Raw genomic sequence first — 17,817 nt, 5'->3', positions numbered from 1 at the left:
GAGCCGTGACTGCAAGCTCTCTATATGAAAGCTGGGTGAATTCACTTGCGCATGGATTTAGAAATGAAGGTCTGACTTGTCAGATGAAAACGGATGGTACCGCGTGTCAACGCTCCGAGTGGAGTTTTTGGCATGTGGTTTTCTTTTTATCTGTTAAGTGACTGATGGAGGAATTATGTCAACTATTGAAGAACAATTAAAAGCGCTTCGCGAAGAAACGCTGGCTAGCTTGCAGCAGATTACTGCTGAAAATGAAAAAGAGATGCAAGACTTGCGTGTCTCTGTCCTTGGTAAAAAAGGGTCACTGACTGAAATCCTTAAAGGGATGAAAGATGTCTCTGCTGAGATGCGTCCAATCATCGGGAAACACGTCAATGAAGCGCGTGATGTCTTGACAGCTGCTTTTGAAGAAACAGCTAAGCTCTTGGAAGAAAAGAAAGTCGCAGCTCAACTAGCTAGCGAGAGTATCGATGTGACGCTTCCAGGTCGCCCAGTTGCGACTGGTCACCGTCATGTCCTTACACAAACCAGTGAAGAAATCGAAGATATTTTCATTGGGATGGGTTACCAAGTCGTGGATGGTTTTGAAGTAGAGCAAGACTACTACAACTTTGAGCGTATGAACCTTCCAAAAGATCACCCAGCTCGCGATATGCAGGATACTTTCTACATTACAGAAGAAATCTTGCTTCGTACTCACACGTCTCCAGTTCAGGCGCGTGCTATGGATGCTCATGATTTTTCAAAAGGTCCTTTGAAAATGATCTCACCAGGACGTGTGTTCCGTCGTGATACGGACGATGCAACCCACAGTCACCAGTTCCACCAAATCGAAGGCTTGGTTGTTGGGAAAAACATTTCTATGGCGGATCTTCAAGGAACGCTTCAACTGATCGTTCAAAAAATGTTTGGGGAAGAGCGTCAGATCCGTCTGCGTCCATCTTATTTCCCATTCACAGAGCCATCTGTTGAGGTGGATGTTTCTTGCTTCAAGTGTGGTGGAGAAGGCTGTAACGTATGTAAGAAAACAGGTTGGATCGAGATTATGGGTGCCGGTATGGTTCACCCACGTGTCCTTGAAATGAGTGGAATTGATGCGACTGTTTACTCTGGCTTTGCCTTTGGTCTTGGACAAGAGCGTGTCGCTATGCTCCGTTACGGAATCAACGATATCCGCGGATTCTACCAAGGAGATGTCCGCTTCTCAGAACAGTTTAAATAATGATTAGAAAAGTAGAAAAGGCAGATATTGGGGTGTTGTCCAAAATTGCCAAACAAACCTTTCGTGAAACATTTGCTCATGATAATACGGAAGAGCAGTTACAGGAATACTTTGAAGAGACTTATAGTCCGAGAGTTTTGTCAACTGAGTTGGAAAATCCTGACTCCGAAACCTATTTCATTATGCACGAAGAGGAGATAGCTGGTTTTCTCAAAGTCAACTGGGGAAATGCTCAAACTGAGAGAGAATTAGAGAACGCTTTTGAAATTCAACGCCTCTATGTGCTACAAAAATTCCAAGGATTTGGACTTGGTAAGCAACTGTTTGAATTCGCTCTGGAACTTGCCGAGAAAAATGGTTTTTCCTGGGCTTGGCTAGGTGTTTGGGAACATAATACAAAAGCTCAAGAATTTTATAATCGATATGGTTTTGAAAAATTTAGCCAACATCATTTTATGGTTGGTCAAAAAGTAGATACGGATTGGTTACTGAAAAAGAAATTAAGGTAAGAAGAGGATTCTTCTATTGAAATGATAGGAAAGGAAAAAACTAGAGTGACAACTGTCATTCTGGAGAACTAAATTATGCTTGTATCTTATAAATGGTTAAAAGAATTGGTGGACATTGATGTGCCATCACAAGAGTTGGCTGAGAAAATGTCAACTACAGGGATTGAGGTCGAAGGTGTCGAATCACTGGCTGCTGGTCTCTCAAAAATTGTCGTCGGTGAGGTTTTATCTTGCGAAGATGTGCCAGAAACTCACTTGCATGTCTGTCAGGTTAACGTTGGCGAAGAAGAAGCCCGTCAAATCGTTTGTGGTGCCCCAAATGTGCGTGCTGGTATCAAGGTCATGGTGGCTCTTCCAGGAGCTCGTATCGCTGACAATTACAAAATCAAAAAAGGGAAAATCCGTGGTTTAGAATCACTGGGAATGATCTGTTCACTTGGTGAATTGGGAATTTCTGACTCGGTTGTACCAAAGGAATTCGCAGATGGTATTCAAATCTTGCCAGAAGATGCAGTACCAGGTGAGGAAGTCTTCTCATATCTAGACTTGGATGACGAAATCATCGAACTTTCTATCACGCCAAACCGTGCAGACGCTCTTTCTATGCGTGGAGTAGCGCACGAAGTAGCAGCCATCTATGACAAGGCAGTCAACTTTAAAGAATTTACTCTGACAGAAACAAATGAAGTAGCAGCAGACGCTCTTTCTGTAGGGATTGAAACAGACAAGGCACCATACTATGCAGCCCGTATCTTGGACAATGTGACCATCGCACCAAGTCCGCAATGGTTGCAAAATCTTCTTATGAACGAAGGCATCCGTCCGATTAATAATGTGGTCGATGTGACCAACTATATCCTACTCTACTTTGGTCAGCCTATGCATGCTTTTGACTTGGATACCTTTGAAGGCAATGACATCCATGTGCGTGAAGCGCGTGCTGGTGAAAAATTGGTGACCTTGGACGGTGAAGAACGTGAGTTGGAAACAAATGACTTAGTCATCACTGTCGCAGACAAGCCAGTAGCCCTTGCAGGTGTCATGGGTGGAGAGGCTACAGAAATCTCTGAAAAATCAAGTCGAGTTGTGTTAGAAGCGGCTGTTTTCAATGGCAAATCGATTCGCAAGACTAGCGGACGCCTCAACCTGCGTTCTGAATCATCTTCTCGCTTTGAAAAAGGCATCAATGTGGCAACTGTTAATGAAGCCCTTGATGCGGCAGCTAGCATGATTGCAGAGCTTGCAGGTGCGACTGTGCGTAAGGGAATCGTTTCAGCGGGTGAGCTTGACACTTCTGATGTAGAAGTTTCTTCAACCCTTGCAGACGTTAACCGCGTCCTTGGTACGGAGCTTTCCTATGCTGATGTGGAAGATGTCTTCCGTCGTCTTGGCTTTGGTCTTTCTGGCAATGCAGAATCATTTACAGTCAGCGTACCCCGTCGTCGTTGGGATATCACTATCGAAGCGGACCTCTTTGAAGAAATCGCTCGTATCTATGGTTATGATCGCTTGCCAACCAGTCTTCCAAAAGACGATGGTACAGCTGGTGAATTGACTGCGACACAAAAATTGCGTCGTCAAGTTCGTACTATCGCTGAAGGAGCAGGTTTGACAGAGATCATTACCTACGCTCTGACAACTCCAGAAAAAGCAGTTGAGTACACGGCTCAACCAAGTAACCTTACAGAACTTATGTGGCCAATGACAGTGGACCGTTCTGTCCTCCGTCAAAATATGGTCTCAGGTATCCTTGATACGGTGGCCTATAACGTGGCTCGTAAGAACAAAAACTTGGCTCTTTACGAGATTGGAAAAGTCTTTGAACAAACAGGCAATCCAAAAGAAGATCTACCAAATGAGATCAATAGCTTTGCCTTTGCCTTAACCGGCTTGGTTGCTGAAAAAGATTTCCAAACGGCAGCAGTTCCAGTTGATTTCTTCTATGCTAAGGGAATCTTAGAAGCGCTCTTTGATCGTTTGGGACTTGAAGTGACCTATACAGCAACAGCTGAGATTGCAAGTCTCCACCCAGGACGTACGGCCGTGATTTCACTCGGCGACCAAGTTCTTGGTTTCCTTGGCCAAGTGCATCCAGTCACTGCCAAGGCTTATGATATTCCAGAAACGTATGTAGCTGAACTTAACCTTTCAGCCATCGAAGTTGCCCTTCAACCAGCTGCTCCATTTGTAGAAATCACTAAATTCCCAGCAGTCAGTCGTGACGTGGCTCTACTCCTCAAGGCAGAAGTCACTCATCAAGAAGTTGTAGACGCTATCCAAGCTGCAGGCGTGAAACGTTTGACAGATATCAAACTCTTTGACGTCTTCTCAGGCGAAAAACTGGGAGTTGGCATGAAGTCAATGGCCTATAGCTTGACCTTCCAAAATCCAGAAGATAGCTTAACAGACGAAGAAGTCGCACGCTATATGGAAAAAATCCAAGCATCACTCGAAGAAAAAGTGAATGCAGAAGTGCGTTAATAGTCTAAAATCCATCCCTCGGGGTGGATTTTTAGTTTCAAAAGGGCAGTTCAGAAGAGAAAAGCGATAGTTGAGGAGGAAGCCATCTCAGAAAGTCTTTAATGAGTTATACTAAAGCTATCGCTGAAGCACTTAAATTTATTAGAGATAGGATACTTTTGCTACTTATAATCCGATAAAATGGACATAAATCGTTGTAAAGGCTATCAAAAAGGAGTATAATAAGTGCAACATATCTCGGAGGTGGAAAATGTTAGAAGTAAGAAATCTAGAGAAAAGTTTCGGTCCCAAGCAAGTCTTGTTTGGTGTCGATTTTCAGGCAAGTTCGGGAAGGATTCTGGGCTTGGTCGGGAAGAATGGTGCTGGGAAAACAACGATTTTCCACAGTATGTTGAAATTTTTAGAGTATCAAGGAGAGATCAGTCTGGATGGGCAGGAGATTCGTCAGGAAACCTATGCTCGGATTGGTTATCTGCCTGAGGAACGTAGCCTCATGCCCAAACTGACAGTCCTTGAGCAAGTTCGCTACTTGGCGACTCTAAAGGGCATGGATGCTAAGGAAGTCAAGGAAAAACTCCCTCAATGGATGGAAAAATTGGAAGTGAAGGGGAAATTGACCGACAAAATCAAGAGCCTCTCCAAAGGAAATCAGCAGAAAATTCAGCTCATTATCACCCTAATCCATGAGCCAGACTTGATTATCTTGGATGAGCCTTTTAGTGGTTTGGATCCAGTCAATACTGAGTTGCTCAAGCAGGTCATCTTAAAAGAGAAAGAGCGCGGTGCAATCATTATCTTTTCTGACCATGTCATGACCAACGTTGAGGAACTTTGCGATGATATTCTGATGATTCGTGACGGGCGTGTGGTCTTGCATGGACCAGTTCAGGATGTCCGTAATCAATATGGGAAAACACGTCTCTTTGTTTCAAGTGAACAAAGCAAGGAAGAATTGGAAAAACTTCCTCACGTCAAACAGGTGAGCTTGACCAAGCAAGGTAGTTGGAAATTGATCCTAGATGATGAAAGTGCTGGAAGGGAACTCTTCCCCATCCTCACTCAAGGTCAATATATCGCGACCTTTGACCAACAAGCTCCAACAATCGATGAAATCTTTAAACTAGAATCAGGGGTGGAAGTATGAGAAATATGTGGGTTGTAATGAAGGAAACCTATCTTCGACATGTCAAGTCGTGGAGTTTCTTCTTTATGGTGATTTCGCCGTTCCTCTTTTTAGCCTTATCTGTAGGAATCGGCTTTCTCCAAGGGTCTTCTATGGCCAAGAATAGCAAGATAGCAGTAGTAACAACGGTGCCATCTGTAGAAGAAGGGCTCAAGGGTACCAATGGTATCAACTTTGATTATAAGGATGAAGCCAGTGCTCAAGCTGCTATCAAGGATGAGAAAATCAAGGGATACCTAACCATTGACCAAGAGGACAGCATCCTCAAGGCCGTCTATCACGGTGAAACTTCTCTTGAAACAGGCATCAAGCTAGCAGTAACCAATAAGTTAAACGAACTGCAATATCAACTCAATCGTTCGGCAGCCAATTTGTCTCAAGAACAGGAAAAACGCCTGGCTCAAACTGTTGACTTTACTGAGAAGATTGATGAATCCAAAGAAAATAAAAAGATGGTTCAAACCATTGCGGCCGCAGGGCTTGGTTTCTTCCTTTATATGATTTTGATTACCTATGCTAGTGTCACTGCTCAGGAAGTAGCTAGCGAGAAAGGAACCAAAATCATGGAGGTGGTCTTCTCTAGTATCCGAGCTAGTCATTATTTCTACGCTCGCATGCTGGCTCTACTTCTTGTGATTTTGACTCATATTGGCATTTACGTCGTGGGTGGACTTGCTGCCATTCTGCTCTTTAAAGATATCCCTATCTTGGCACAATCTGGAATTTTAAATCATCTAGGAGAGGCTTTCTCGCTCAATACCTTATTGTTTGTCTTGGTTAGTCTCTTTATGTACGTTGTTTTAGCAGCCTTCCTAGGCTCTATGGTTTCTCGCCCTGAGGATTCAGGAAAGGCCTTGTCGCCATTGATGATCTTGATTATAGCAGGATTTGTCGGTGTGACCTCTCTAGGTGCTGCTGGGGACAATTTAGTTCTGAAAATTGGTTCCTATATTCCTTTCATCTCGACCTTCTTTATGCCGTTTAGAGCTATAAATGGGTATGCCAGTGGTCTAGAAGCTTGGATTTCGCTTGCCATAACGGTTGTTTTTGCGGTCACTGCGACAGCCTTTATCGGACGCATGTATGCTAGTCTAGTCCTTCAAACAGATGATTTGGGAATCTGGAAAACCTTTAAACGTGCCTTAGCTTATAAATAGGTTTGCGGATTAGAAGAAAATATAAAATAACAAAAGGATAAGATTCAAGTGAAATCTTATCCTTTTTGAGTATTTTTATCCTAATACTTTCTTTAGAAACAATAACTAAAAATACATAGTATTAGGAGAAAAAGGCATAGATCCTTTTTCACCTATACATGCAAAAAATGATTTATTCGTTTAGCTTAATATTTCCACTTTTTGCAGTAATAGTGAGAGTGGCAGTAGGATTTTCAACTTTGTGAACGAGAGTATTACCAGTATGCTTGCTGTCTTTAGTGTATTCTACATTGATACCGTTAGGGATATCAATATCACCAAGAGTTGTTTTTAGATCGAAGGATAGTTTATTCAAACTATTGGGAACCAGTTGCAGGTTGATATCTCCTAGCTGATTAGTGATGGAGATGTTTCCAACGAAGTCTAATTGCTTGGAACTTATTGAGCCACTAGATATTTTTAAACTAGTGTCGGAAATTTTACTTGAATTTAGATTGATATCGCCCAGAGCAGCAGTGATTTCACCAGTTTCAAAATGACTATTATTTAGTCCGATATTACCCGAAGAATCTTTGATTTCTCCAGAGCTAATGTGACTATTGTTTAGAGTAATATCTCCAAGAGCGTTACGGATTTTGCTAGACAAAAATTGACTATTGTTGATTGTTAGATTTCCCTTGGATAAAGTAATTTCAGCGTTATTTGCTGATAAATTAGATAGTGTAATATCTCCAAGCGAGGAGCTACTATTAAACGTCTCAAGTTTGGTTCCCTTTGGTAGAGTGAGGTAAACAACGTTTTTTTCCTGATACTCGTTACTAAATAAACTGAGGAGAGATTGGATTCCAGAGCTTATATGAAAGCCCCCTGAATTTTCTTCTCTGAGATTTAATTTTCCATTTTCAGAGTTTACCGTGAGTTTTCCAAACGTATCATTGTTAATCTGATAGTTGTGGTCGTGTTGGTAATAGCTTAAATGGACATTATCATCAGAGGATTCATCGACAACAAGGTTTCTCATTGCTAGATTTACAGTTAAAGAAGAAATTTCAGAGAAACTTTCTTCGGTTTTTGTTGCCTTTAATTTATTTTTAGTAGAGTTGATTAAATCATTGAATCCACCTGTTGCAGATCCGATGGTCGTCAAAGCAACACCTAAGATACAAGCTAAGATAGCTATAGATAAAAATTTTTTCTTCGAGTTCATATTAGCCATAATGTGCTCCTTTCTTTGCAAATACTTGTGCTAGCTTGACAAAGCCAGCTTTACCAAACTGAACAATTGGAGAGATATTTGAGAAGAAGAACCCAGAGAGTCCTAAGGCAATAATACTGAATCCAAGAATAAATAGGAATGCTGGGATGGAGGTAGAGAGCCCTAGTGTGAGAGCTTCCCAGATTAAGCTTGCACCGAATATAAAGAGAGCTAAACTAACAATAGCCATTAGGAAAGCCAGAGTAAAAATGAATAAAAAGAAAACAAAAGTTAAGACTATAGCTACTATAAAAAGGGGGATAGCTAAGGGAGCTGCCAAAATTGACAGAATAGAAATTTGAACGATATTCTTTGTACTATTTGCTGAATTATTCTTTTGATCATCTTCTTCTATCTTTTTGTCCAAAAGGTGTATCATAATTTCATGAGCTGCCTCCTTTGGATTACCTAAATCAGCAATAGCGGCTACTTCACCTTCAGGTCCTACTTCGTCAAAATACTCAGTGAAATGTTCTATAGTTTCTTCGTAGTCCTTACGTGGTAGTTTTTTTAGATACTTTTCTAGCTCAGCTAGATATTCAGTTTTTGTCATGTCGAATGCTCCCTTCTACGATGCCGTTGATTGTTGTAGTATAAAGTTTCCACTCTTCTTTCAGAGTAAGTAGGTATTCATATCCGTAAGAAGTAAGTGTATAGTATTTTCGTTTACGCCCCTGTTTTTCCTTCGAATAAGTTGCGAGATAATCATTTTGTTCCAGCTTTTTTAGTATGGGATAAAGAATAGACTCTTTGATGTTAGCAATTAGCTTAATGGTCTGGCTAATCTCATAACCGTAGGAATCATCTTTTTCAAGAATGGCAAGGATGAGAAATTTTATTAAAGCTGAGGATGTAGGGAAATACATGAACCACCTCCTTATGTAAAAAAAATATATATAATTAATTTATATATAGCTTACCTTCTTTTAGAATAATTGTCAAGTATGATATATAAAAAAAATATATAATTCAACAAAATAGTTTGTAATGATATTACGCAAAAACATATCTACTATAAAATAAGAAGTAGTACATCGATTAAAAATGGGAAAGAAAGCATATTGAGAATGATTAATATGAAAGCTTCTTTAATGATAAAAGGGAAAAATATTTTCATATCTATTGACTTTTAGTAGTGAAATTTGGTATGATAGTAGACGGTATTGTTTACCCCATTTGTAAGGCCCCGGAACCTTTCAAATACCCCGCGGACCGGAACATCCGCCCTGTAAACAAAAACGATATTCATATAGGAGAAATCATGAACAAAACTACATTCATGGCTAAACCAGGCCAAGTAGAACGCAAATGGTACGTTGTTGACGCAACTGATGTACCTCTTGGACGCCTTTCAGCAGTTGTTGCTAGCGTACTTCGCGGAAAAAACAAACCAACATTCACACCACACACTGATACAGGTGACTTCGTAATCGTTATCAATGCTGAAAAAGTCAAATTGACTGGTAAAAAAGCAACTGATAAGATCTACTACACTCACTCAAACCACCCAGGTGGATTGAAACAAATCTCTGCTGGTGAACTTCGTTCTAAAAATGCAGTACGTTTGATCGAAAAATCAGTTAAAGGTATGCTTCCACACAATACTCTTGGCCGCGCTCAAGGTATGAAATTGAAAGTATTCGTTGGAGCTGAGCACACTCACGCTGCACAACAACCAGAAGTTCTTGATATTTCAGGACTTATCTAAGGAAAGGAACAATAAAGTATGTCACAAGCACAATATGCAGGTACTGGACGTCGTAAAAACGCTGTTGCACGCGTTCGCCTTGTTCCAGGAACTGGTAAAATCACTGTTAACAAAAAAGATGTTGAAGAGTACATCCCACACGCTGACCTTCGTCTTGTTATCAACCAACCATTCGCAGTTACTTCAACTGTAGGTTCATACGACGTTTTCGTTAACGTTGTTGGTGGTGGATACGCTGGTCAATCAGGAGCTATTCGTCACGGTATCGCTCGTGCCCTTCTTCAAGTAGACCCAGACTTCCGCGATTCATTGAAACGCGCAGGACTTCTTACACGTGACTCACGTAAAGTTGAGCGTAAGAAACCAGGTCTTAAGAAAGCTCGTAAAGCTTCACAATTTAGTAAACGTTAATTCGAGAGAATTACTATACTTACAGAGAGCACCTTCCGAGGTGTTCTTTTTTTTATACTTTCTTACTAAATTGGTGCAATTGACACAGTTGTTGCGACTTTAGTCGCTTACAAATGTGGCTGCGATCTGACAAAGTCAGTTGCCTTAAAACCTTAATCAATACGATACTATCAACGTTCACAAGCACTTCATGATTCACACTATGAGGTGTTTTTGATTATTTTTAGCACAATTCACACTATTGTTTCTTTGCATTCAACTCAAATCCTTCTGGTTAAATTATTAACAAGTCTTCAAGAAGAGTGATTGGTGAAATAGGTTGTTTGAGGCTTTTATGCTATACTAGTTTTAATGACAATCTTCTATTTCTAAAGCAACAATAGATCCGTAATTTGTTTTTAATTAAGGAGTTTTGGATTGTAAGAGGGAGATGATATATCTGAAGGAGCATCAATATGGAAAAACATACCTTGCTTTGGCTAGTTTTAGCTCTTGTAGTATTTGGAGGCGGCACATGGATGGCACAGAAAACAAATTTATTTGGAGGGATAACTCTAAGTCCACGGGCTAAGCAGTTGGCATATCTGAAGGAGCATGAAGAGGATATTAAGGAGTTTGTAAAATCTTTAAATCCTAAAGTCGAATCGATTCAAATAGATTGGAAACAGACACAATGGGATAAGATAGGAAATGGTACACCTCAAGGAGGCGGCGATATTGTTCAGGTTTATGGAGGGTTTAATAATATACCAAACTCAAGCTGGAGTGTGATTATTAAGATTACAGATGGAAAAATTTTAATTAATTCTATTGGAATTGGTAGTCCGTTGCGTATTGGGGGTAAACTGCTTGACTAATAGTAATTTAAAAAATTTTGATAATTTTTATTCAAATTTAACATCATTCATTCCCCACTGACTTCAAATACTTGCTAAAAGTATTTTTTTTTACATTCATGATATAATATACTTAGATTCCGCTATATAGGAGGAAAAAGATGAAAAGACGTACTTTGGTTTGGCTAGTTATAGCCCTTGTAGTATTTGGAGGAGGCGCATGGATGGCACAGGAAACAAATCTATTTGGAGGAATAACTCTGAGCCCACGGGCTAAGCAGTTGGCTTATCTGAAGGAGCATGAAGAGGAAATGGCGAACTTCGTTAAATCTTGGAATTCAAAAGTTGAGAGTGTCCAATTTGATTGGGATAGTATGGAAGTTGGTCAGGTAGGAAATGGAACTCCTCAAGGCGGAGGTTATATGATGACAGTGAACGGTAGAATCAATAATAATAAGGATACTAAATTTACATTAGGTTTTCCACTAAAACGTAATTTAAATGAAATCCCTGAGAAACTTGTTATTATTCAAATGCAACCAATAAGAATTTTGAAAGGAAATTTATGGGATCTTTATGAGTAACAGTAATTTAAAAACCTTTGATAATTTTTATGCAGATTTAACATTATTCCTCATTGCTTATTAACTTCGAATACTTACTAAAAGTATTTTTTTTTACATTCATGATATAATATACTTAGATTCCGCTATATAGGAGGAAAGAGATGAAAAAACGTACTTTACTTTGGCTAATTTTAGCACTTGTAATTTTTGGAGGAGGAGCATGGATGGCGCAGAAAACAAATCTATTTGGAGGAATAACTCTGAGCCCACGGGCTAAGCAGTTGGCTTATCTGAAGGAGCATGAAGATGAGATGGCGAACTTTATAAAGTCTAGAAATCCTAAAGTCGAAAGTGTCCAATTTGATTGGGATAGTATGAAAGTAGAAAATATAGGAAATGGTACCCCTCAAGGTGGGGGATATATTATAACATTGGATGGAAAAATAAATAACAATGAAGATACTGAATTTACAATTGGTTTCCCTATAGAATATAATAGCAATAGTATTCCCAATATTAAGAAAATTTCTGAAATGCAACCGATAAGAGTTTTGAAAGGCAACGTATGGGAGATTTATGACTAACAGTAATTTAAAAACCTTTGATAATTTTTATGCGGATTTAGCGCAATCGGCTTATATTGGTCGTCCCAATAATTTTCCACCTAAAAATAATTCAATAGAAGCAAGAGTGTTTGACTATTCAAAAGAAATAATTTATAACGAAGAAATCACCCCCGGAGGTAAACATCTACCCCATAATGGTAGAGTCTACTTGCAGCCGGATCCTGATTTGCGAGATACTTATAAAGTCACATCGATACCAGTTCCTGATGCGAATGGGATGAGGCAGGATATTCATCACAAACGTTATCAAAAAGGACTATTAACTGATGATGAAGCTGGTTTCAGTGCCTACTACTTAACGGATACGCCTACCTTGACTAATGATACTACGAAAACTTATATGACTATCCGCGGCAGTGATGCCATCAGTAAAGAAAATTGGAACGACTGGATTGACAACGACGCTAAGTTCGCTCTCAATCATATCCATACACCGCAAGCCAAGTTAGCGACAGTAGGAATGAAAACGAAAATCGCTGAAATGCGCGAAAAATCTCCAAATGCGACGATGGACATCACAGGTCACTCCCTGGGAACCATTGTCTCCGCTCAAGGGGTAGCTGGCCTCAGCGATGAGGAACTTGAGAAAATCGGGAAAGTGGTCCTGTTCGACGGTCCAGACACAACAAAGAGTTTAAAGAAAATGGGCCTCAGCGATGAGAAAATCAAAAAGATTAGCGAAAAAATTGAGTACTATGTCAATCCTTTTGATGTCGTGGGTATGCTTAACCGCGAGCATACCATCACTAAATTACCTGGGGACTCCGATGAACCACTTAAGAAACCCGTTGGTAAAGTTAATGTCCTTGTCCCCCTTCATTATACCCAGATTACTGATCCGGAAAGTTCCCATGACTTTGGTGTTTTCCAATCGGATGGAAAGGGAAATTTATTGACTGCATCTGAGGATTTTCACCCGGAATTGCTCAGGGCAGGTGAAAAGCTAGCTCGACTGATAGCGACAACGTTGGATTCCCTCCGGGCTTTAGGAGTCGATGAAAATGTAGCAGCTAATATTTTAGATTCCATTATGAGGGGTGAGGCCCTAACAAAGGCGGCTATCGGTTATGTTGTTTATGAGAATTTTACAACTGAATATAGTAAGATCGTCGAAGAAGCTCGTCAGGAATCTATAAAGTGGGATCGAGAAGCTATTCCTCGTTATCAGGAACAACTGAGAAATGGTAATCTTACAGGAGAAAAGAGGATTTTGGTCCGAGCTCAGTTGCTTCAGACAGCAGCCCAGTTGGCAAATTTTGACATGGAAGACAAAGTTAAATCTGTGAAAACTTTACTTTCAGATGCTAAGGAAGATATTCAAAACATGATAAAAGAAACAAGACAGACAGCGTTTGACATGGTTGGATATTTGTCAAGTTCAGAAGTTACAAATCTACTTTCTGGTTTTGACACAACAAGCTTTTGGGATGAAGGCGTTGCAAGTGACACGAAGACAGCAGCAACATCCTTCCTGACACAAATTGAGCAGCTAGGGGAAAGCCTGGTTAAAGCTAGTGGTTCCTTTGAAACCATAGATACAAATAGTGCTGAAGATTTTAACAATCTATTGGCGGATGTAAAACAAACATGGAGGGAAAAAAATGTTAGTCCTAACGGATGAGGATACTTTAATTACAAGAGAGCAACTCGACAGAGGCTTCAAAGAAAGAATGAAGGAACAAGAACGCCAAGCAGTCAGGGCCTTAGTAACTGCAAAAGAACTGTCAATCCTTGCTAAAGGAGTGGAGTTAGCTAAGCAGTTGCAAGAAGCAGCTTCAGATATGCAAGAGTACGCTTCTAAGACTTATGTAAACAATATTAAGGGTGGATTTGAGGGCAAGGCCGCTGATGCTGCCGAAACTTACTTGACCCAGACCATGCAAACCCCTACTTTACAAAGTCCGATCAAGAGCTAGGAGAAAACTTGTGATGGATAAAAATCAACTTCAGAAACTAGAGGATGAGCATAATCGTAAATTACGAGACTTAGAGCGTTTGGAGATGGATTTGGATGATGATTTCCACAAGTTTAGTAGGGAGACGGATCATCTCCTAGAGGCGCTTTCCTATGCATGCAGAGACAGTAGTTTTGCTGAAATTCAACCATATATCTTTGAGATAGAGAACAATTTGGATAACTATCATCAACTTTACAAGAGTCGTATAGAGAATGTGTTGGAAGCTCGTCATCAAGAGAATAAAAACTTTCATAGAAAGTTAGAAGAAAAGAACGTTTGACAAATATACCTTATAAAAGAAGGATGATATGAGTTTGTTATAGTTTGTTATTATAAATAAAAAAAGAAGTAATTATACAAGAAAAGTAGATAATTTAATCTTTCTTACTAGTTTTTAGATGGAAATAGCTCTTATTTTTTTTATAAATAGAATAAAAAATGAATTTTAAACTTGCAATTGAGGCAAATTATTGATATAATGAGGGCATAAATTAATATAAAGGAGTTTCACATGGCTTTAATTCAATTAACAACAGAAGAATTGCGCACCTCTGCTCAAAAGTACACTCAAGGTTCTGAGGAAGTAAGACAAGTACTTCGTACATTGACTCAAGAGCAAAATACTATCCGAGACAACTGGAAAGGTGCTGCTTTTGAGAGCTTTGATCGCCAATTCACAGAATTGTCTCCAAAAATTGAGGAGTTTGCAACTTTGCTTGATGAAATCAATGCACAGTTGAACAAGGTTGCTGAAATTGTTGAACAAAACGACCAAGATCTTGCATCACAAATTTAATTTGTTATATAAGTGGCTTTAGGAGGGCGAGAGCCTTCCTATTTTTTATGACGGAGAAGATTTAAAGTAATATGAAGAAGAATAGAATTTTTAAATATATAGGAAGTAGTCTGTTGGCATTAGGGTTGCTTGCATTGATTATTTTTTTGAATCTATCTGTTCAAAAAAATACAACGATTAGCAATGAGAATAATGCAAAGGCTAATCAGCAGACAAAATTAAATGTAGCTATCGTAAATGAAGATAAGCCTGTCTACGTAGATACAAAAGAATACAATCTAGGTGCTAGTTATGTAAAAAATATCGAGCGTGATAATTCACAAAACTGGTCTGTTGTCCCTCGTGGAGCAGCTGATTCTGGGTTAGAAAGTGGGAAATACCAACTCGTTTTAACAATTCCTAGTGACTTTTCTGAAAAAATACTCGATATTAACAGCATCAATGTTGATAAGACAACCATCAATTATAAGGTGAATGCGCAAGGAAATTTGCAAGTAGAAAATGATGCAAATAAACTAGCGAAAGATATTGTTGCTGATTTGAATGGTCAGTTAGTGGACATGTATATGGCTAGTATTTTGAACAACCTTTATACAGCACAAAAGAATGTTCAAGCTAGCTCACAGATACAAGCGACCAATATCGGAAACTATCGTACGAATTTATATAATACAGCTATCAACTCTAAAAATCTTTTCCCAACTCTCTATAGTATGTCTAGTTCTTCTGTTGACGCCAACAGTGCTTTAAAGACAGGTTTGGATAGTTATTCTCAGATTTTTGGTCGTTATGACGTTTCACAGATTGCCTATGGTAAAAAGCTTGACACTCTGCTTCAGGATAGGGTCACTGAGAAGAAAAATCATGCGGATGTTATCACTGGGCTCATTTCTCAGAGTCGGGAAGACGTTCAGGAACAAATTAAAACTTATAAGAAATTAATCGAATCTCAAGGTAATCTGACTTCTAATATAGATGGAACAGCAGCATCCTCTGATGGTACGTCATCTGAAGTTGTACCTTCCTATAAAACAGTCGCAGAAAACATCAAAAAAGAGATTGATAGTTTACAGAACAATCTAACAGATGAAAGAACGAAGTTTGAAAATCATAAAAAGGATATTCATAACTTTATTGATGAGAAATTAGCCACTTACTATGGGACAAGTGAGAAGAGCAAAATCACTCTTAAGCAATTTTTGGATACAGCTGCAAACAAAGACCTAGAGAAGGCTGAAGAATCTCTCAAAGAGCAGTTGGCTTCTGCAATCTCAGAATTACCAAAAGAAAACTTTAGTGGAAAAGAATTTAGTGGTTTTGGTATGACACCGATCACAATTCCTTCTGTAAACTATACTGAATTAAAAACAATCAAAGAGCCTAGTGACGAGATCAATTCGACTGATTTGAAGAATTTGGAAGATCTGGCAATCTCGAGTACGAGTGCTGTTGGACGAACAGGAACAAAGGCTAAGGTATCATGGAAAGCTGAATCAGGAGTGACAGTTCACTCAGTCACTTATGATGGTACACCAGTTGAGTTTGGTCAAGAAATTGATTTGAAGACGGGTGGGACTTTTAAAGTAGCCTATAGTGTTGCAGAGGCAGCTCCGACTCCAACTACAGGTTCAACCGGGACTCCAAGCCCAGCTCCAAAAGCAGAGCTAAAATCAATTAATATCTCCTTGAATGATGTCCAAGCAGCTAGTGCTCCAGTAGATGTGTTACGTGTTCAGCAAGCAGCAGTGACTTATGGACAAAAGGTTCAGAAAATAGCTTCTGACTACCAAAAGGTACAAGCACTCAAACAAGCATACGATACCGTCAAAGAGTTAAAAAATAGTAATGTGTCTAAAGCATTGTCAGATATTTGGCTTGAAGCTATTAGTTCAAATCTGAAGAAATATGAAGACAGCTTAACTACACCTGCTAGCGATAAAGAAACTGATGGTGTCAAAGGGAAAGTAGATAAAGCCTTGTCAAACCTGACTACTCTCAAGCCTGTTTTAGAAAAAAATGTGCAGGATGTTTTGACTACCAACCAAGAATTGAATACAAAAATCAATGAACAGTTAGAGTTGTACAAGAAGTTGGAAAAGAAACTAGATGATTTGGTTGAGAAGCAAGGGGGGAGCAATTCTGCTTTTGAAGAGACTAATAATCAATTGGCTACCCTAAATTCGGATTATGCAGCTCTCTTGTCAGAAACTACGGGTGTGAAGGAGTCTTCTCAAAGTAATGTCAAAGCTGCAGAGTCTGTGAATGAGACTTTAGGTAATTTCAATCGTGAATTGTCAAACGCTCAAACAAGTACTGAAAAGTTGTCACAAGATGCTGACTCCTTGATGACGCAGTTTAACGAAGAATTGACTAATAATGGAAACTTTGTAGAATCCTTTGTGAAGGTTCTGAATAATGCCTATCAAAATGGGGTACCAAACGAAGTATTGTTGAACTTCTTATCCAATCCTGTTACCCAAAATGCTACTTCAGTGAAAGCGACTGTCAATGTTTACCGTCCATTTACATGGATTTTACTATTGGAGATTGTTAGCCTCTTTACAGCCTATCTGTTTGCAACTCAAAACGTTATTCGCAAAGTCAAAGATAAGTTCAAACTTGATAAGTTACATGATACAGACTTGATGACGGTAACCATCCTATCTGCTTTAAGTCTCGTTGTCGGATTGGTAGTTGGTGTTGTATCAAGTGTTCAGCTACAGGTTGGTCGTGAGTATCAACCATCTTGGGTTCTATTAATTGTTTTAGCCGCATTTGTACTGATTCAAGGACAATATCTATTGCTTAAACATTTCCGAGTGATTGGTATGGGACTCTCCTTCTTTATGATGATTAGCTTTGTTTACCTATCAAATGCTATTGGGACAACGGCAAGTCTAACTGGTTTCCCAGCATTTATCAAAAATCTCAATGCGTTATCGATATTAGAAGGTTTGCTCTCAGGATACTTTGATGGACATCCAGCAGCAATTATCGCTTTTGTTGTAACGATTGTTGTCATAGCTGTTTTACTTATTATAAATGTTTTTATCAGAGAAAGTAGTTTGTGGTTTCAAGCAAGTCAAGCTGAGAAAGAATAGAAATTAGA

18 protein-coding genes are annotated in these 17,817 nt (G+C 39.3%); 15 read left to right on the top strand and 3 right to left on the bottom strand.

Features of this window, described 5'->3' with window-relative positions; genetic code table 11:
* The first annotated feature begins 175 nt into the window (after positions 1–175).
* The 5 genes from pheS (at position 176) to D8844_RS06810 (ending at position 6,552) form a co-directional block, all read left to right on the top strand.
* Positions 176–1,222 carry a phenylalanine--tRNA ligase subunit alpha gene (pheS, locus tag D8844_RS06830; protein WP_070656930.1) on the top strand — a complete coding sequence of 349 codons (1,047 nt, stop codon included), beginning with the start codon at positions 176–178 and terminating at the stop codon, positions 1,220–1,222.
* Positions 1,222–1,731, top strand: a complete 510-nt coding sequence (locus D8844_RS06825; RefSeq protein WP_125422912.1) for a GNAT family N-acetyltransferase — start codon at positions 1,222–1,224, stop codon at positions 1,729–1,731. Before pheS ends, D8844_RS06825 begins: the two co-directional genes overlap by 1 nt.
* Before the next feature lie 75 nt (positions 1,732–1,806).
* Complete coding sequence (pheT, locus tag D8844_RS06820; protein ID WP_125422910.1) at positions 1,807–4,212, top strand: phenylalanine--tRNA ligase subunit beta; 2,406 nt, start codon at positions 1,807–1,809, stop codon at positions 4,210–4,212.
* A 250-nt stretch (positions 4,213–4,462) separates the two neighbouring features.
* Positions 4,463–5,356, top strand: a complete 894-nt coding sequence (locus D8844_RS06815) for an ABC transporter ATP-binding protein (protein WP_125422907.1) — start codon at positions 4,463–4,465, stop codon at positions 5,354–5,356.
* Positions 5,353–6,552: an ABC transporter permease gene (locus D8844_RS06810; RefSeq protein ID WP_001245390.1), complete on the top strand. Its 1,200-nt coding sequence runs from the start codon at positions 5,353–5,355 to the stop codon at positions 6,550–6,552. Before D8844_RS06815 ends, D8844_RS06810 begins: the two co-directional genes overlap by 4 nt.
* Before the next feature lie 172 nt (positions 6,553–6,724).
* Here D8844_RS06810 and D8844_RS06805 read toward each other — a convergent pair whose 3' ends face one another.
* The 3 genes from D8844_RS06805 to D8844_RS06795 are packed head-to-tail and all read right to left on the bottom strand — an operon-like array spanning position 6,725 to position 8,673.
* Positions 6,725–7,768 (bottom strand): DUF4097 family beta strand repeat-containing protein, encoded by a 1,044-nt coding sequence (locus D8844_RS06805; protein ID WP_125422904.1) that lies wholly within the window; start codon positions 7,766–7,768, stop codon positions 6,725–6,727.
* Entirely contained in the window at positions 7,761–8,360 is a 600-nt protein-coding gene (locus D8844_RS06800; protein ID WP_125422901.1) for a DUF1700 domain-containing protein, read from the bottom strand. Before D8844_RS06800 ends, D8844_RS06805 begins: the two co-directional genes overlap by 8 nt.
* Positions 8,347–8,673, bottom strand: a complete 327-nt coding sequence (locus D8844_RS06795; RefSeq protein ID WP_000273868.1) for a PadR family transcriptional regulator — start codon at positions 8,671–8,673, stop codon at positions 8,347–8,349. Before D8844_RS06795 ends, D8844_RS06800 begins: the two co-directional genes overlap by 14 nt.
* A 395-nt stretch (positions 8,674–9,068) precedes the next feature.
* Here D8844_RS06795 and rplM point away from each other — a divergent pair, with 395 nt between their 5' ends.
* The 10 genes from rplM (at position 9,069) to esaA (ending at position 17,809) form a co-directional block, all read left to right on the top strand.
* Entirely contained in the window at positions 9,069–9,515 is a 447-nt protein-coding gene (gene rplM / locus D8844_RS06790; protein WP_001044624.1) for a 50S ribosomal protein L13, read from the top strand.
* A gap of 18 nt (positions 9,516–9,533) precedes the next feature.
* Positions 9,534–9,926, top strand: a complete 393-nt coding sequence (rpsI, locus tag D8844_RS06785) for a 30S ribosomal protein S9 (RefSeq protein WP_000075973.1) — start codon at positions 9,534–9,536, stop codon at positions 9,924–9,926.
* A gap of 455 nt (positions 9,927–10,381) precedes the next feature.
* Positions 10,382–10,783 (top strand): hypothetical protein, encoded by a 402-nt coding sequence (locus tag D8844_RS06780; protein WP_125422898.1) that lies wholly within the window; start codon positions 10,382–10,384, stop codon positions 10,781–10,783.
* Positions 10,784–10,923: 140 nt separating this feature from the next.
* Positions 10,924–11,346, top strand: coding sequence for a hypothetical protein (locus D8844_RS06775; protein ID WP_125422895.1), 423 nt, complete (start codon positions 10,924–10,926; stop codon positions 11,344–11,346).
* A 143-nt stretch (positions 11,347–11,489) separates the two neighbouring features.
* On the top strand, positions 11,490–11,912 hold the full coding sequence (locus tag D8844_RS06770) for a hypothetical protein (RefSeq protein WP_070567788.1): 423 nt from the start codon (positions 11,490–11,492) through the stop codon (positions 11,910–11,912).
* A complete protein-coding gene (locus D8844_RS06765) occupies positions 11,905–13,575 on the top strand; it encodes a cutinase family protein (RefSeq protein WP_070567790.1) in 1,671 nt (556 codons plus the stop codon). The genes D8844_RS06770 and D8844_RS06765 overlap by 8 nt, the downstream gene beginning before the upstream one ends.
* Entirely contained in the window at positions 13,556–13,870 is a 315-nt protein-coding gene (locus tag D8844_RS06760) for a hypothetical protein (RefSeq protein WP_070567792.1), read from the top strand. Before D8844_RS06765 ends, D8844_RS06760 begins: the two co-directional genes overlap by 20 nt.
* Positions 13,871–13,883: 13 nt before the next feature.
* Positions 13,884–14,192 (top strand): hypothetical protein, encoded by a 309-nt coding sequence (locus tag D8844_RS06755; RefSeq protein ID WP_080976541.1) that lies wholly within the window; start codon positions 13,884–13,886, stop codon positions 14,190–14,192.
* 231 nt (positions 14,193–14,423) lie between these two features.
* Entirely contained in the window at positions 14,424–14,708 is a 285-nt protein-coding gene (locus tag D8844_RS06750; RefSeq protein WP_001173991.1) for a WXG100 family type VII secretion target, read from the top strand.
* Positions 14,709–14,779: 71 nt separating this feature from the next.
* Positions 14,780–17,809 carry a type VII secretion protein EsaA gene (gene esaA / locus D8844_RS06745; RefSeq protein WP_070567794.1) on the top strand — a complete coding sequence of 1,010 codons (3,030 nt, stop codon included), beginning with the start codon at positions 14,780–14,782 and terminating at the stop codon, positions 17,807–17,809.
* Positions 17,810–17,817: the final 8 nt, after the last annotated feature.

The sequence above is a fragment of the Streptococcus oralis genome (assembly GCF_003942875.1).
Lineage (GTDB): Bacteria > Bacillota > Bacilli > Lactobacillales > Streptococcaceae > Streptococcus > Streptococcus oralis_BX.
This window is presented reverse-complemented; position numbering and strand designations above follow the sequence as displayed.

Coding starts and splice junctions, on each gene's coding strand:
- pheS (WP_070656930.1), top strand. CDS start 176: ATGTCAACTATTGAAGAACAATTAAAAGCGCTTCGCGAAGAAACGCTG.
- D8844_RS06825 (WP_125422912.1), top strand. CDS start 1,222: ATGATTAGAAAAGTAGAAAAGGCAGATATTGGGGTGTTGTCCAAAATT.
- pheT (WP_125422910.1), top strand. CDS start 1,807: ATGCTTGTATCTTATAAATGGTTAAAAGAATTGGTGGACATTGATGTG.
- D8844_RS06815 (WP_125422907.1), top strand. CDS start 4,463: ATGTTAGAAGTAAGAAATCTAGAGAAAAGTTTCGGTCCCAAGCAAGTC.
- D8844_RS06810 (WP_001245390.1), top strand. CDS start 5,353: ATGAGAAATATGTGGGTTGTAATGAAGGAAACCTATCTTCGACATGTC.
- D8844_RS06805 (WP_125422904.1), bottom strand. CDS start 7,768: ATGGCTAATATGAACTCGAAGAAAAAATTTTTATCTATAGCTATCTTA.
- D8844_RS06800 (WP_125422901.1), bottom strand. CDS start 8,360: ATGACAAAAACTGAATATCTAGCTGAGCTAGAAAAGTATCTAAAAAAA.
- D8844_RS06795 (WP_000273868.1), bottom strand. CDS start 8,673: ATGTATTTCCCTACATCCTCAGCTTTAATAAAATTTCTCATCCTTGCC.
- rplM (WP_001044624.1), top strand. CDS start 9,069: ATGAACAAAACTACATTCATGGCTAAACCAGGCCAAGTAGAACGCAAA.
- rpsI (WP_000075973.1), top strand. CDS start 9,534: ATGTCACAAGCACAATATGCAGGTACTGGACGTCGTAAAAACGCTGTT.
- D8844_RS06780 (WP_125422898.1), top strand. CDS start 10,382: ATGGAAAAACATACCTTGCTTTGGCTAGTTTTAGCTCTTGTAGTATTT.
- D8844_RS06775 (WP_125422895.1), top strand. CDS start 10,924: ATGAAAAGACGTACTTTGGTTTGGCTAGTTATAGCCCTTGTAGTATTT.
- D8844_RS06770 (WP_070567788.1), top strand. CDS start 11,490: ATGAAAAAACGTACTTTACTTTGGCTAATTTTAGCACTTGTAATTTTT.
- D8844_RS06765 (WP_070567790.1), top strand. CDS start 11,905: ATGACTAACAGTAATTTAAAAACCTTTGATAATTTTTATGCGGATTTA.
- D8844_RS06760 (WP_070567792.1), top strand. CDS start 13,556: ATGTTAGTCCTAACGGATGAGGATACTTTAATTACAAGAGAGCAACTC.
- D8844_RS06755 (WP_080976541.1), top strand. CDS start 13,884: ATGGATAAAAATCAACTTCAGAAACTAGAGGATGAGCATAATCGTAAA.
- D8844_RS06750 (WP_001173991.1), top strand. CDS start 14,424: ATGGCTTTAATTCAATTAACAACAGAAGAATTGCGCACCTCTGCTCAA.
- esaA (WP_070567794.1), top strand. CDS start 14,780: ATGAAGAAGAATAGAATTTTTAAATATATAGGAAGTAGTCTGTTGGCA.